At 63.2% G+C, this 14,504-nt stretch carries 13 protein-coding genes and 5 tRNA genes; 13 read left to right on the top strand and 5 right to left on the bottom strand.

What is annotated here, in order from left to right; all coding sequences use genetic code 11:
- Positions 1-328 precede the first annotated feature (328 nt).
- The 5 genes from BL8807_RS09660 to BL8807_RS09640 form a co-directional block, all read right to left on the bottom strand.
- Positions 329-404: transfer RNA gene (locus BL8807_RS09660), tRNA-Gly, on the bottom strand.
- A 33-nt stretch (positions 405-437) separates the two neighbouring features.
- A tRNA-Val gene (locus BL8807_RS09655) sits at positions 438-510 on the bottom strand.
- 49 nt (positions 511-559) lie between these two features.
- Positions 560-631, bottom strand: a tRNA-Val gene (locus BL8807_RS09650).
- A gap of 40 nt (positions 632-671) precedes the next feature.
- Positions 672-742: transfer RNA gene (locus tag BL8807_RS09645), tRNA-Cys, on the bottom strand.
- Positions 743-771: 29 nt separating this feature from the next.
- Positions 772-844: transfer RNA gene (locus BL8807_RS09640), tRNA-Gly, on the bottom strand.
- Between the two features lie 179 nt (positions 845-1,023).
- Between BL8807_RS09640 and BL8807_RS09635 the strand changes: the two genes are divergently transcribed.
- The 13 genes from BL8807_RS09635 (at position 1,024) to purH (ending at position 14,498) form a co-directional block, all read left to right on the top strand.
- The gene (locus BL8807_RS09635) at positions 1,024-1,857 is read left to right on the top strand and encodes a PAC2 family protein (protein WP_072726026.1); all 834 of its coding nucleotides are present in this window, start codon (positions 1,024-1,026) and stop codon (positions 1,855-1,857) included.
- A 166-nt stretch (positions 1,858-2,023) separates the two neighbouring features.
- A complete protein-coding gene (thrS, locus tag BL8807_RS09630) occupies positions 2,024-4,057 on the top strand; it encodes a threonine--tRNA ligase (RefSeq protein WP_072726028.1) in 2,034 nt (677 codons plus the stop codon).
- 237 nt (positions 4,058-4,294) lie between these two features.
- The gene (locus BL8807_RS09625) at positions 4,295-4,894 is read left to right on the top strand and encodes an HIT family protein (RefSeq protein WP_072726031.1); all 600 of its coding nucleotides are present in this window, start codon (positions 4,295-4,297) and stop codon (positions 4,892-4,894) included.
- Between the two features lie 76 nt (positions 4,895-4,970).
- Positions 4,971-5,726, top strand: a complete 756-nt coding sequence (locus BL8807_RS09620) for a YebC/PmpR family DNA-binding transcriptional regulator (RefSeq protein ID WP_072726034.1) — start codon at positions 4,971-4,973, stop codon at positions 5,724-5,726.
- 5 nt (positions 5,727-5,731) lie between these two features.
- Positions 5,732-6,316, top strand: a complete 585-nt coding sequence (ruvC, locus tag BL8807_RS09615; protein WP_072726036.1) for a crossover junction endodeoxyribonuclease RuvC — start codon at positions 5,732-5,734, stop codon at positions 6,314-6,316.
- Between the two features lie 187 nt (positions 6,317-6,503).
- Positions 6,504-7,130 carry a Holliday junction branch migration protein RuvA gene (ruvA, locus tag BL8807_RS09610; protein WP_072726038.1) on the top strand — a complete coding sequence of 209 codons (627 nt, stop codon included), beginning with the start codon at positions 6,504-6,506 and terminating at the stop codon, positions 7,128-7,130.
- A 20-nt stretch (positions 7,131-7,150) separates the two neighbouring features.
- Positions 7,151-8,215 carry a Holliday junction branch migration DNA helicase RuvB gene (ruvB, locus tag BL8807_RS09605; protein WP_094725465.1) on the top strand — a complete coding sequence of 355 codons (1,065 nt, stop codon included), beginning with the start codon at positions 7,151-7,153 and terminating at the stop codon, positions 8,213-8,215.
- Positions 8,216-8,292: 77 nt separating this feature from the next.
- The gene (gene yajC / locus BL8807_RS09600) at positions 8,293-8,715 is read left to right on the top strand and encodes a preprotein translocase subunit YajC (protein WP_072726229.1); all 423 of its coding nucleotides are present in this window, start codon (positions 8,293-8,295) and stop codon (positions 8,713-8,715) included.
- Positions 8,716-8,779: 64 nt separating this feature from the next.
- Positions 8,780-9,361: an adenine phosphoribosyltransferase gene (locus tag BL8807_RS09595; protein ID WP_072726042.1), complete on the top strand. Its 582-nt coding sequence runs from the start codon at positions 8,780-8,782 to the stop codon at positions 9,359-9,361.
- Between the two features lie 41 nt (positions 9,362-9,402).
- The gene (sucC, locus tag BL8807_RS09590; RefSeq protein ID WP_072726044.1) at positions 9,403-10,605 is read left to right on the top strand and encodes an ADP-forming succinate--CoA ligase subunit beta; all 1,203 of its coding nucleotides are present in this window, start codon (positions 9,403-9,405) and stop codon (positions 10,603-10,605) included.
- On the top strand, positions 10,605-11,519 hold the full coding sequence (gene sucD, locus BL8807_RS09585) for a succinate--CoA ligase subunit alpha (RefSeq protein WP_072726045.1): 915 nt from the start codon (positions 10,605-10,607) through the stop codon (positions 11,517-11,519). Before sucC ends, sucD begins: the two co-directional genes overlap by 1 nt.
- Positions 11,516-12,934 (top strand): cell division protein PerM, encoded by a 1,419-nt coding sequence (locus tag BL8807_RS09580; RefSeq protein WP_072726047.1) that lies wholly within the window; start codon positions 11,516-11,518, stop codon positions 12,932-12,934. Before sucD ends, BL8807_RS09580 begins: the two co-directional genes overlap by 4 nt.
- A complete protein-coding gene (gene purH, locus BL8807_RS09575; RefSeq protein ID WP_072726049.1) occupies positions 12,882-14,498 on the top strand; it encodes a bifunctional phosphoribosylaminoimidazolecarboxamide formyltransferase/IMP cyclohydrolase in 1,617 nt (538 codons plus the stop codon). The genes BL8807_RS09580 and purH overlap by 53 nt, the downstream gene beginning before the upstream one ends.
- Positions 14,499-14,504 lie beyond the last annotated feature (6 nt).

Below are 14,504 nucleotides of genomic sequence, written 5' to 3'. Positions count from 1 at the left end.
CAACCCATTCGGGCGGTTACCTTATCACTTGGGCGGTTTCATCGGTCTACGGGCGGTTTGTTCTCCTGCTGAATTAAAGCCGATACGGCTGGAATGAGAATGCTGGATTCGTAGAAACGGCTATTTTCCAACGATTTGATGATTATGCTCATCGTACGCGGGATGACTACACCACAAACGGCTACCGCCCGAGACCTGATAAAACCGCCCGAAGCTTGACGAAACCGCCCGAACGTGCGTGCAGCCGCCCGTTGGATCTCTTGTATCCTGACCAACATGGCGGAAATGATAGATATACGAAAAAACCTCGCCGTTCGGCGAGGCCTCATGGAGCGGACAACGGGACTCGAACCCGCGGTCTCAACCTTGGCAAGGTTGCGCTTTACCAACTAAGCTATGTCCGCGAAGGATTCCCGCCGTGAGAAGCGGGATTCCGGTGGGCGATGTAGGAATCGAACCTACGACCCCTTCGGTGTGAACGAAGTGCGCTAGCCGCTGCGCCAATCGCCCGTAATAATACGGTATTCAGTTATCACCGGCCGGATTGCTCCGACCTGAGTGGGCGATACAAGATTCGAACTTGTGACCCCTTCCGTGTCAGGGAAGTGCGCTACCACTGCGCCAACCGCCCGGGTCTGCGTCTCAGTCGACTGGTTGCCCAGTCACCTGAGAGGTGGGTACGAGAGTCGAACTCGTCTATACGGCTTTGCAGGCCGCTGCCTAACCGCTTGGCTAACCCACCATATAGGTTCGTCAACTCTTCGGACCTAGAGCGGACAACGGGACTCGAACCCGCGGTCTCAACCTTGGCAAGGTTGCGCTTTACCAACTAAGCTATGTCCGCATGTGTTCCCAGCGGTTTGTACCCGCCGAAGCACGAGTCACTACTATAACCACATCGGCGTAATTTGCAAAACAGGGCGTGTCGCGCAGCCGATACAGTGGGTTTTCCGCATCGTTCCGCCATTCCTCGCTTACGGCTGAAGCGGATGCGCAAGCGGAAAAACCGCTACTGTAGAAAACATGACAGAAGATACGAAGCAGCGGTCCGGCCTGGTGATGGTGGCCGCGTTCGATGGCTGGAACGACGCGTGCCAGGCGGCCACCAATGTGATCCGCCATCTGGTCAAACACTATGAGTCGCGCGAGATTCGCCATATCAGCTGCGACGGGTTCTACGATTACCAGGTGTCGCGTCCCATGATGTGCCATGTCACCGGCCGCGCCCGCATCATCTGGCCTCAGACGACGTTCTATGAGATCGCGCTTTCGCGCAGGCAACGCATCATCGCGCAGATCGCACCGGAACCCAACTACCGTTGGAGGGAATACTGTCGGCAGAGCCTGCATATCGCCGAGGAGCTGGACGTCGACCATGTGGTCACTTTGGGCGCCATGTTCGCCGACTGTCCGCATACGCGTCCGTTGCCGATAAGCATCAGCAGCGGAAGCCGCGCCTGCGAGGACGACCGGCAATACAACGGTCCGATCGGCATTCCGACGGTATTGGACGCGATGGCCGACGAAGCGGGCTTCGCCACGACCTCGATGTGGGTGTCCCTTCCGCAGTATCTCGGCAGCGAGGAATGCGCGCAGGGCACTTTGGAACTGATGCGTGGACTCTCATGCCTCACCGGCATCGAATTCGACGAGAGCGGCTTGGCGGAGAAAACCAGACGATGGGAGGCGCAGGCCTCCATGCTGCTTCGCTGCAACGACCATCTCGCCGATTACGTGCGTCATCTGGAGCGTGAATACGACCTCAACGCCGAAGCCGAACGCGACGCCTCCATCGGCGCGCCGCAGGCCGAGCAACTCGTGAAGGAAACCGAGGATTTCCTGCGCAGCATGGGGTGATAGCAGCTTACCTTTTAGCGTCCTAAGAGAAGGAAGTCAAGAGGGAGTATCGATAGATGGCGTTATGCGCAGGATTGTCTCCGCACGACTTTATCCTTGCCTCTGTTGCATATAACCAGTCCAGGTCTGTTTTAGTAACGCGGACCCCGAAAGATAGGACATTATCATGGCTGCAAGCCCCATCTCCATTACGGTCAACGGCGAAGCGAAGGAGGTGGAGGCAACCACCACCGGCACCGAGCTGTTCGCGGACGACAAGAACATCATCGCCGTGCGTCTCAACGGCGAACTGCGCGACCTCTACACTCCGCTGAGCGACGGCGACACGGTCGAATCGGTGGCCCTCGACTCCGAAGACGGCCTGAACATCATGCGCCACTCGGCCACGCACGTCATGGCGCAGGCCGTGCAGGAGATCTACCCGAACGCCAAGCTGGGCGTCGGACCGGTTATCGAGAACGGCTTCTACTACGACTTCGACGTGGATACGCCCTTCACTCCGGAGGATCTCAAGGACATCGAGAAGCGCATGCAGCGCATCATCAAGTCCTCCCAGTCGTTCCGCCGCCGCGTGGTGACTAAGGAAGAGGCTTTGGCCGAGGAGGCCGACCAGCCGTACAAGATCGAGCTCATCAACGACAAGCAGGCGCATCTCGACCCCGAGGCCGCCACCGAAATCGATGAGAAGGAGCTGAGCTTCTACGACAACGTGGACCGCGACGGCAATGTGGTGTGGAAGGACCTGTGCCGCGGCCCCCACCTGCCGAACACCCGTTTCATCAAGGCGTTCAAAATCGAGCGTTCCGCCGCGGCCTACTGGCGCGGCAGCGAGAAGAACCCGATGCTGCAGCGCATCTACGGCGTGGCGTTCTTCACCAAGGATGATCTGAAGGCCTATCAGACCCGTCTCGAGGAGGCCGCCAAGCGCGACCACCGAAAGCTCGGCGCGTCCATGGACCTGTTCTCCTTCCCGGACGACATCGGTCCCGGCCTGGCCGTGTTCCACCCCAAGGGCGCCGCGATCATCAACGCCATGGAGGACTATTCGCGCGAGATGCACCGCAAGCACCACTACAGCTTCGTGCAGACCCCGCACATCACCAAGGGTGGCCTGTACGAGACCTCCGGCCACCTGCACTGGTACAAGGACGGCATGTATCCGGCCATGCACCTCGACGAGGAGCGCGACGCGGAAGGCAACATCACCAAGCCGGGCGCGGACTACTACCTGAAGCCGATGAACTGCCCGATGCACAACCTGATCTTCAAGGCGCGCCAGCGTTCCTACCGTGAACTGCCGCTGCGCCTGTTCGAGTTCGGCACCGTGTACCGCTACGAGAAGTCGGGCGAGGTGCACGGCCTGACCCGCGTGCGCGGCCTGACGCAGGACGATTCCCACATCTACTGCACCCGCGAGCAGATGAAGGACGAGCTGGCCAACCTGCTCACCTTCGTGCTGAACCTGCTCAAGGACTTCGGCCTGACCGACTTCTATCTGGAGCTGAGCACCAAGGACGAGCACAAGTACGTCGGCTCCGACGAGATCTGGGAGGAGGCCACCAACACGTTGCGCGAAGTGGCCGAGGCGTCCCATCTCGACCTCGTGGCCGATCCGGGCGGCGCCGCGTTCTACGGTCCGAAGATCTCCGTGCAGGCCCGCGACGCGATCGGCCGCACCTGGCAGGTCTCGACCATCCAGCTCGACTTCAACCTGCCGGAGCGCTTCGACCTCGAATACATCGCGGCCGACGGCACGCACCAGCGTCCGGTGATGATCCACCGCGCCCTGTTCGGTTCCATCGAACGTTTCTTCGCCGTGCTGCTCGAACACTATGCGGGCGCGTTCCCGGCGTGGCTCGCCCCCGTGCAGGTGCTCGGCGTGCCGGTGACGGACGAGGTCGCACCGCATCTGGCCGGTTTCGTCAAGTCCCTCGAGGACGAGATGGTGCGCTGCGAGGTGGATTACTCCGCCGACCGCTTCGGCAAGAAGATCCGCAACGCATCCAAGTCCAAGGTGCCGTTCATCCTCATCGTGGGCGACGAGGACATGGCCAACAACGCGGTGAGCTTCCGCTTCCGCGATGGCAGCCAGCTCAACGGCGTGCCGGTGGACGAGGCCCGCGCCAAGATCCTCAAGGCGATCGCCAAGCGCGTGCAGGTCAACTCCGCCGACGATTTCACCGCCGCCACAGCGGAATAAACACCCATTATTCCGTCATTCCGAGCGGGACTTCGTTTCGCCCGTCATCCCGAGCGGGGTTTCGTCTCACCCGTCATCCCGAGCGGAGGCCGAAGGACGAAGTCGAGGGATCTCCTCGCGTGATCATGAGAAGAGATCCCTCGACTCCACTTCGTTCCGCTCGGGATGACGGGTGAACGAAGCTGAGCTCGGGATGACGGAATAATTCGTATAAGCACACAGCACGAAGGAGCGAATATGACCGACGAACACGTGCGTGTCGATGATCCGGCGGGGTTCCCTCCGCAGGAGGACACGGTGGAACGGCTGTGGACGCCGCAGCGCATGACCTATGTGCTGCGTGATTCCTCCGACCGCCCCGCCAAGCCGAAAGCCAAGGAGTGCCCGTTCTGCGCGGGACCTGCCAAGTCCGACGAGGACGGCCTGATCGCGTGGCGCGGCACGCACGTGTTCGCCATCATGAACCTCTACCCATATAACGTGGGTCATCTTATGATCTGCCCGTACCGTCATGTGGGGCTTCTCACCGATTTGGACGACGCCGAGCTCTTCGAGTTCGAGAAGGCGACCACGCTGTCCATGAAGGTGATGGAGACCGTCTCGCATCCCGACGGATACAACATCGGCATCAACCAAGGCGAGGTGGCCGGCGCGGGCGTGGCCGCGCACCTGCACCAGCATGTGGTGCCGCGGTGGAACGGCGACGCCAACTTCATGCCGATCGTCGCACAGACCCGCACCATGCCGATTCTGCTCTCCGACCAGCGGACCGCCTACGCGGCGGCCTTCGCGGATCTCGCGCCGCGGTTCGACCTGCCCGCGTCTTCCACTATCTGAGGAAACGCCGGCGTTTGTCGGCGAACCGCTTTAAAATCAATTCGTTTGTCTTATCGTCTAGCCTGAACGGAGCAATATGTCAGGGCATTCCAAGTGGGCGACCACCAAGCACAAGAAGGCCGCCATCGACGCCAAGCGCGGCAAGCTCTTCGCCAAGCTCATCAAGAACATCGAGATCGCGGCCCGTATGGGCGGCGGCGATCCGGACGGCAACCCGAGCCTTGCCGACGCCATCTACAAGGCGAAGAAGGCCTCCATGCCGGCCGACAACATCAAGCGCGCCGTCAAGCGCGGCTCCGGTGAGGAAGCCGGCGGCGCCAACTATGAGGACATCGTCTACGAGGGCTACGCTCCCGCCGGCGTGGGCCTGATCATCGAATGCCTGACCGACAACCGCAACCGCGCGGCCGCCGACGTGCGCTCCACCCTGACCAAGGGCAACGGCTCGCTGGCCACCACCGGTTCCGTGAGCTTCAACTTCGAGCGCAAGGGCCAGATCGCCATCCCGTCCGAGGGTGTGGACTTCGACGACCTGTTCGAGAAGGCCGCCGAGGCCGGTGCAGAGGATGTGGCCGACGAGGGCGAGATGTTCGTCGTCACCACCGACCCCTCCGATATGCACACGGTGCGTCAGGCCCTGCTGGACGCCGGCTACGAGTACGACTCCGCCGATCTGGTCATGGCCCCGAAGAACGAGGTGGAGCTCAGCCTCGAGGACGCCCGCAAGGTCTCCAAGCTCATCGACAATCTGGACGACCTTGACGACGTGCAGAATATCTACTCCAACTGGACCGCCTCCGACGAGGTGATGGCCCAGCTCGACGAGGAGTAATCCTCGTGATCATCCTTGGCGTCGACCCCGGGCTCACACGCTGCGGGGTCGGCGTGATCGAAGCCGGCGCGCACCGCCGGCTTTCGTTTATCCACGTCGACGTCGTGCGTTCCTCGCCGGATATCTCGCAGGATCTGCGATTGTTGGCGGTGTACAACGGGCTGGCGGAGAAGATGGAGCGATTCGCGCCCGACGCGGTGTCCATCGAGCGCGTGTTCGCCCAGTCGAACCGCAACACCGTGCTCGGCACCGCGCAGGCGGCCGGCATGGCGATGCTGGCCGCGGCGCAACGCGGCATTCCTGTGGCCCTGCATACGCCCACCGAGGCGAAGCTGGCGATCACCGGCAACGGCCAGGCGGAGAAGATCCAGGTGGAGCGCATGGTCACACGCATCCTCAACCTGTCGAAGATGCCGACTCCGGCCGATGCGGCCGACGCGTTGGCGTTGGCGATCTGCCATGCGCTGCGCCCCTCCGGCGCGTTGCAGGGCGGCGAACGCGAACAGCATCTGACTCCCGCGCAACGCCAATGGGCCGAAGCCGCGCAAAAGTCCTCCCGCCGCCGCATCAACGCAGACCGTGGAATGTGACCGGCCGCAATTCCTTCGGAATTGCATAAGCCGGTCACGCGAGCCGGAAACAGTGAAAGCCCAGTGGGCTTTCACCCGGCGGAGCCATCCATATAACAAAACCCACACCCGAATAACCCGGTCACACATTCTCCATCCGCCCCCATATGATACACTTCGAACAGTTGTTCGACTTTGGAGGACGCATATGATTGGAATGCTGACCGGGCGGGTGGAATCCGTGGATGCCGATTCCGCGCTGATCGACGTCGGGGGAGTGGGATACGAGGTGCGTATGCCTGCCGCCGATCTGGGCCGCATCCACATGGGCCAGGAGGTGCGCGTCCACACCTATCTCAATGTGTCGCAGGACGCCATCACCCTGCACGGTTTCCTCGACGCCGCCGCGAAGAAAACCTTCCTGCAGCTGATCAAGGTCTCCGGCATCGGCCCCAAGGTCGCCCAGTCGCTGCTTTCCACGCTCACGCCCGGCCAGCTGGCCCGCGCGATCGCGGACAACGACGCCACGGCCCTCGCCAAAGCGCCCGGTTTGGGCAAGAAGGGCGCGCAGAAGATCATCCTCGAGCTCAAGGGATCAATCGATTTGAGCCAGGTCGAGGGAGCCGCCGCGTCCGCGAACGCCCAGACAGCCGAAGAGGACGCCGGCACGCATCAGGTGGTCGAAGGCCTGATGTCGCTCGGCTGGCGTCAGCAGGACGCCGAACAGGCGGTGGCCGAAGCGTGCCGAGACAACGCCATCGACACGCCGCTCGCAGCCGAGGATGTGCCGCGCGTGCTGCGGCTCGCTTTGACTCTTATGGATAGGGGACGCTGATGAACAACGCATCGACGCCGCTGGACGAAACCCCCGCATACGGCCAGTCGAACACCGGAGCGAACGAGGAATCCCTGCGCATGGTCTCCTCCCAGCCCATCGGCAACGAGCCGGTGAGCGACGAGGAGTTGCGCCCCCACGCGCTCGACGGCTTCATCGGACAACCGACCCTCAAAGCGCAGCTGCAGCTGTTTTTGGATGCCGCGCGCAAACGCGACGTTCCGCCCGACCATATCCTGCTCGCGGGCCCTCCCGGATTGGGCAAAACCACATTGGCGATGATCGTGGCCAACGAGTTGGGCGTGCCTATCCGCGTCACCTCCGGCCCCGCCATCCAGCATGCCGGTGATCTCGCTTCAATCCTGAGCTCGCTCGATACCGGCGAGGTGCTGTTCATCGACGAAATCCACCGTCTGCCGCGCGCGGCCGAGGAACTGTTGTATATCGCGATGGAGGATTTCCGCGTGGATGTGATGGTGGGCAAGGGACCCGGCGCCACGTCCATTCCGCTCACCCTGCCGCGGTTCACGGTGATCGGCGCCACCACGCGCGAAGGCATGCTGCCCTCGCCTCTGCGCGCGCGTTTCGGTTTCACCGCGCATCTCGACTTCTATCCGATCGACGAGCTGGAGCGGCTGATCGATCGCTCGGCCGGCGTGTTGGGCGTCAATCTCGACGAGGGCGCGGCCGCCCAGCTGGCCATGCGTTCGCGGGGCACGCCGCGTATCGCCAACCGTCTGCTGCGCCGCGTGCGCGACTGGGCCATCGTGCACGATCTCATCGTGGTGCGCTCCGCGGACGTCAAGGAGGCGTTGGATCTCTATCAGATCGACGCGGAGGGTCTGGATCGTCTGGACATCGCCGTGCTCAAGGCAATCGTGACCAATTTCAACGGCGGACCGGTGGGATTGAACAATCTCGCGGCCATGGTGGGGGAGGAGTCCGAAACCGTGGAGACGGTGTGCGAGCCGTATCTGGTGCGCGAGGGATTCCTCGCCCGCACGCCGCGCGGCCGCATCGCAACCGAGAAGGCGTGGAGGCATCTGGGATTGGTTCCCCAGGATGATGTCAGCAAGCTCTTTTAGAATCTTCAAGGCCAGATAGTCCGTTTTCCATCATCAAGGAGTTTCTCTTGGGTAGTTCGCTTTTCCTCATCGTCATCATGGTCGCTATGATCGGCATGATGTGGTGGCAGTCCCGCAAGGCCAAGCAGCAGCAGGCGGAGCGTCAGGACTTCCGCGCCAACCTGCAGCCGGGCACCGAGATCATCACCATCGGCGGCGTGATCGGCAAGGTCGTCTCCGTGGACGTCCAGTACGAGGAGATCGTCATCGACTCCGAAGGCTCGCTGATGCGTTTCTCCTTCAACGCGATCAGCAAGGAATACGTGCGTCCCGCCTACGTCTCCGACGATGAGGTGGATGAAAACGGCAACCCGATCGAGCAGAACGACGACGAGGCGCAGGTGCCGATGGACCAGGCGCTCGAATCGGCGGAGAACGCGGCCGAGACGACCGAAACCGTCGAAGCCAAGGTCGTGGACACCGAGGTTGCCGACGAGCAGCCGCAGGAAGCCGCCAAGTAACCCGCGCCTCACACCGCGCATTGTTTTTTCGCCCGCCAATCGTCATATGGAGAGCCATATCGCCATGCCGAACACCGATATCGCCATCGCTGATCTGGGCAAGATCGGGGCCGAGGACGCCTCGTATCTCGTCTCACTGATTCGTTCGATTCCCGGATTTCCCAAAGAGGGCATCATCTTCCGCGACTTCATGCCGGTGCTGGCCGATGCCAAAGGCCTGCACTTGATGATGCAGGCGCTGGAGGCGGCACTGCCCGTGCCCGCCGAGGATTTCGACGCCGTCGCCGGTCTGGAAGCCCGTGGTTTCCTGTTCGGCCCCGCCTTGGCCGCGCATCTGGGCAAAGGCTTCATCGCCGTCCGAAAAGCGGGCAAACTGCCGCCCCAGACCATTCGCGAATCCTATGATTTGGAATACGGCAGCGAAAGCGTCGAAATCGAAGCCGAAGCCGTCAAACCCGGCGAACGCGTGCTTATCGTGGACGATCTGATCGCCACCGGAGGCACCGCGGCGGCGGGCGCGGAACTCATCGAACGCGCCGGCGGCAAGGTTGTGGGATTCAGCTTCGTGATGGGCCTCGACGGCTTGAACGGCACCGCCAAACTCGGCGGCCGACCCACCAGCGTGCTGGTCACCATGCCGGCCTGACCTGCAAAGGTTCCATACCCACCCATTCCAAGGAAGCATCCATGGATCTTTACGAATACCAAGCCAGAACGTTGCTTGAAGAACAGGGCATACCGACTCCCAAAGCCGTGTTCGCGCAGAATTCCCATGAGGTGGCCGAAGCCGTCGAGACGGTCGGCCTGCCCTGCGTGATCAAAGCCCAGGTCAAAATCGGCCACCGAGGCCAGGCAGGCGGCGTCAAGCTCGCCAAAACCCTCGACGAGGCCATTCTCGCCTCCGAGGCGATTCTGCCCATGAGCATCCACGGACACAAGGTGTCCGGCGTGCTGGTGGCCGAAGCCAAGAACATCCTGCATGAGTATTACGTGTCCATTTCGGTGGACCGTTCCTCCCGCGACTACGATGTGCTGGCCACCGCCGCGGGCGGCACCGAGGTCGAGGAGATCGCCAGGGAGCATCCCGAATCGGTGAAGCGCCTGCATATCAACGCGCTGGATGAGTTCGACATCGAAGCCGCCACCCGTATGGCCGAGAGCATCGGCTTCTACCATGCCGACGTCGACCAGGCGGCGCAGATCCTGCTCAAGATGTGGCGATGCTTCAAGGAGAACGACGCCACGCTGGTGGAGATCAATCCTTTGGCGAAGATCGGCGACCCCGACGACGAATCCTCGAAGACGCTGTGCGCGCTCGACGCCAAAATCTCCTTGGACGACAACGCGGCCTTCCGCCACGACGGATGGAAGCGTTTCGAAGACGCCGTCCAGGCCGACCCGTTCGAGCAGCGCGCCCGCGAATACGGACTGCATTACGTGCATCTCGACGGTGAGGTCGGCGTGATCGGCAACGGCGCGGGACTGGTGATGAGCTCGCTCGACGCCGTCTCCGGCGCCGGAGAGGAGCAAGGCACCGGCATCAAGCCGGCGAACTTCCTCGACATCGGCGGCGGCGCGTCGGCGCAGGTGATGGCCACCAGTTTGGACATCGTGCTTTCCGACCCGCAAGTCGAATCGGTGTTCATCAACGTGTACGGAGGCCTGACCTCCTGCGAGCAGGTGGCCGAAGGCATCCTCGAAGCGGTGGCCGCCCGCGGCGGCTCCAAGCCGCTGGTGGTGCGTTTCGACGGCAACGCGGCCGACGAGGGGCTGAGCACGCTCGCCAAGGCGAACAATCCGAACGTCCATGTGGCACAGACCATGGAGGAGGCCGCCAGCCAGGCCGCGCGCATCGCGGCCGAGGCGGTCCAGTCGAAGGAGGCGCGCTGATGACGCTGTTCATTGAAGACGGGGCCCCGGTGATCGTCCAAGGCATGACGGGGCACCAGGGTATGACCCACACCGCGCGCATGCTCAAGGCCGGCACCAACATCGTCGGCGGCGTGAACCCCCGTAAGGCCGGCACCACCGTCGATTTCCCCTCGGCAAGCGACGGCCGGGACGCGCACGTTCCCGTGTTCGCCACCTGCGAGGAGGCACAACAGGCCACAGGAGCCAAAGCCAGCGTCGTGTTCGTGCCCCCGCGATTCGCCAAGGGCGCGGTGGTCGAAGCCATCGAAGCGGGCATCGAGCTGATCGTGGTGATCACCGAAGGCATCCCGGTGGCGGACTCCGCCTACTTCGTCGCCCTCGCGCGCCGCAAGGGCGTGCGTCTGGTCGGCCCCAACTGCCCGGGCCTGGTCACGTTGGGCGAGCCGGGTGTGAATCTCGGCATCATCCCAGACGGCATCGTGTCGCGCGGACCGCTGGGATTGGTGTCGAAGTCCGGCACGCTGACCTACCAGCTGATGGGGGAGCTGAGCGATATCGGATTCACCGCATGTCTGGGTGCCGGCGGCGACCCGATCGTCGGCACCACCCTGCAGGAGGCGCTGGAGGCGTTCGAAGCCGATGAGCGAACCAAGGCCGTGATGATGATCGGCGAGATCGGCGGCAATGCGGAACAGGACGCGGCCCAATGGGCCAGCGAGCACATGACCAAGCCCATCGTCGCCTACATCGCCGGATTCACCGCTCCGGAGGGCAAGCAGATGGGGCACGCCGGCGCCATCGTCTCCGGTGGCAAAGGCACCGCGCAGGATAAGAAGGAAGCGCTTGAGGCCGTCGGCATTCCGGTGGGCAAAACCCCGGGCCAGGCCGCCGCTCTGATGCGCGAGGTGCTCGCCAAACAGTCGCTGCTATGATCGACACCCTCAAACAGTGGGGCAGGGGACTGCTGCTTTCCATTCTCGCCATGGCCATCTTCGCGATATCGCTGGGATGCTGCATCGCGCTGATCCTGCTGGTCGTCTCGATGGAGGAGGGCGGGGACAACCTCTCCGCCCATACGGTGCCGCTCACGCAGGCCGTGGTGCTGCTCAGCCAAGGCATCGGTTTCACCACATCGTCCATCACGCTGACGATCATGCCGCTTGGTCTGACCATGCTGCTGATCGCGCTCATCGTCTCGCTGATCAAGCGTATGCGAGCCACTTCCCCGCATGCGTTGGCCGCGGGATTGGTGGGTTGGCTGGCGATCAACACCATGTTCAGGCAAGGCGTCGAAGTGGGGTTGACGGACGGTTTGGGAGTATCCCTGCTCAAATGCGCGGGGCTGTATGCGGTCGCCGCCGTCTGCGCCGTCTGCGCCAACGCTCAACTGCGGCACGGCGTGGCCAAGCTCATCCGGGACCATCTTTCCGCGTCCGTCCGCCATTGTCTGACGTGCGGCCTGATCCTGGCCGCCGTATTGCTGGGCGTGTACGCGCTCTGCGCCATAGGCACCGTGGTCTCGTGGGTGTGGATGAACCATGACGCGATGGCCGCGGTGTTCGATATGGCGGGCATGCAGACCGGATCGCGCGTGCTCACCACCATCGCCTCGCTGATCTGGCTGCCCAATCTATGCGTCTGGGCGTGCTCCTGGCTGTTCGGCGCCGGATTCGCGATCGGCGAGCTCGGCAGTTTCACCCTGTGGATCGGACAATCCAGTGGACTTCCAGCCGTCCCGATCTTCGGGCTGTTTCCGAACCCGGTCGAGAACGACATCCTGCGTACGGCATTGATGATGATTCCTCTGGCGACGGCCCTCATACTTGGATTGCTGGTCGTTTTTCTGCCGAGTGGTTTCGCGTATCGACCGATGCGGATGATGCATGAGCGAACCGATAAGCGTATGGTGCTCGATCTGGTGTATCCGGCGGCGGCCTTCTGCCTGGCCGGCGCGCTGGTGGCCGTCTGCTCCGCGGCCGTATTCGCCCTGTCCAACGGTTCGCTGGGGGAGCACAGGCTCGCCCATGTGGGCGTCGACGTGGTGCAATCCACTCAATCCGTCGGACGTCCCACCGCCATCGGACTGTTCGCCGCATGGCTGACGGCGCTTGTTGCCACCGCCGCGTTTTTCGGGATAGGCTGGATATCACGCCGTGTCTCGCAAACCCGCGACACGCACAGGCCGCCCCGCGCCGCCGCCGTCGCACGCACCGCCAGCGGCACCACGGACGCGAACGCGTCCGGTCAATCAACCGACTTGCAACCTTCAGATTCACAACCCAAGGAGGAACAGGATGACAAACACGAACCGACCGATTCGCCGAGCACTGGTATCGGTCTTCCATAAGGAAGGAATCGAGGTGCTCGCCGACGCGTTCGTGAAAGCCGGCACCGAGGTCGTCTCCACTGGGTCGACCGCCAAAACGCTCGCCGCGCTGGGCGTGAGCGTCACCGAAGTCAGTGAGGTCACAGGGTTCCCCGAAAGCCTGGACGGCCGTGTGAAAACCCTCGATCCGCATATCCACGCGGGCATCCTGGCCGACATGACCAACGCCGACCATGTGGCGCAGCTCGAGCAGCTGGGCATCAAACCCTTCGATCTGGTGGTCGTGAATCTGTATCCCTTCGCCGATACCGTGCGTTCCGGCGCCGAAACCGACGCCATCATTGAAAAAATCGATATCGGCGGCCCCTCCATGGTGCGCGGTGCGGCGAAGAACCATGCCACCGTTGCCATCGTCACCGACCCGCAGGACTACGCGCTGGTCGCCTCCCGCGTGGCCGACGGCACCGGCTTCTCGTTGGACGAGCGCCGTTGGCTCGCCGCCAAGGCCTTCGCGCACACCGCCGCCTATGACGCGACCATCAACGAGTGGACCGCCAAGCAGTGGCCCAAGCCCGCCACCGTGGCGGCCGACGACGAACAGGCCGACACGGCCAAGTTCCCCGCCCAGTTCACCCGCACGTGGGATCGCGCCAACACGCTGCGCTACGGCGAGAACTCGCACCAGCAGGCCGCGCTGTATCTCGATCCGCTCAACCAGACCGGCTTCGCGCATGCCGAGCAGCTCGGCGGCAAGCCGATGAGCTACAACAACTACGTGGACGCCGACGCCGCATGGCGCGCCGTGTGGGATATGGCCCCCTCCATCGCCGTGGCCATCGTCAAGCACAACAATCCGTGCGGTCTGGCCATCGGCGCCACCGCGGCCGAAGCCCACAAGAAGGCCCACGCCTGCGATCCGGTGAGCGCCTACGGCGGCGTGGTGGCCTGCAACACCACCGTCACGCTCGACATGGCCGAAAGCGTGCGTCCGATCTTCACCGAGGTGATCGTGGCCCCCGCCTACGAGCCCGAGGCTCTTGAGCTGCTGCAGACCAAGAAGAAGAACCTGCGTATCCTCAAGGTGGCCGAGCCGCCGAAGGGACACGAGCAGATCCGCGCCATCGACGGCGGACTGCTGGTGCAGGACACCGACCTGATCGACGCTCCCGGCGACGATCCGAACGGCTGGAAGCTCGTTTCCGGTGAAGCCGCGGACGCCGAGACCCTGAAGGATCTCGTGTTCGCATGGCGCGCCATCCGCTGCGTCAAGTCGAACGCCATTCTGCTGGCGCACGACCAAGCCACGGTCGGCATCGGCATGGGCCAGGTCAACCGCGTGGATTCCTGCCATCTGGCCGTCGAGCGCGCCAACACGCTGGCGGACAACGCCGATCGCGCCACCGGCGCGGTGGCCGCGTCCGACGCGTTCTTCCCCTTCGCCGACGGTGCCGAAATCCTGATCAAGGCCGGCGTCAAGGCGATCGTGCAGCCCGGCGGGTCCATCCGCGACGAGGAAGTGATCGAGGCGGCCAAGCAGGCAGGCGTGACCATGTACCTCACCGGCACGCGTCACTTCTTCCACTGATCGGCG

Origin of the sequence: Bifidobacterium lemurum, assembly GCF_014898175.1 — a bacterium.
GTDB lineage: Bacteria > Actinomycetota > Actinomycetes > Actinomycetales > Bifidobacteriaceae > Bifidobacterium > Bifidobacterium lemurum.
Note: the sequence above shows the minus strand (reverse complement) of the source record. Positions and strands in the feature narration are given on the sequence as shown.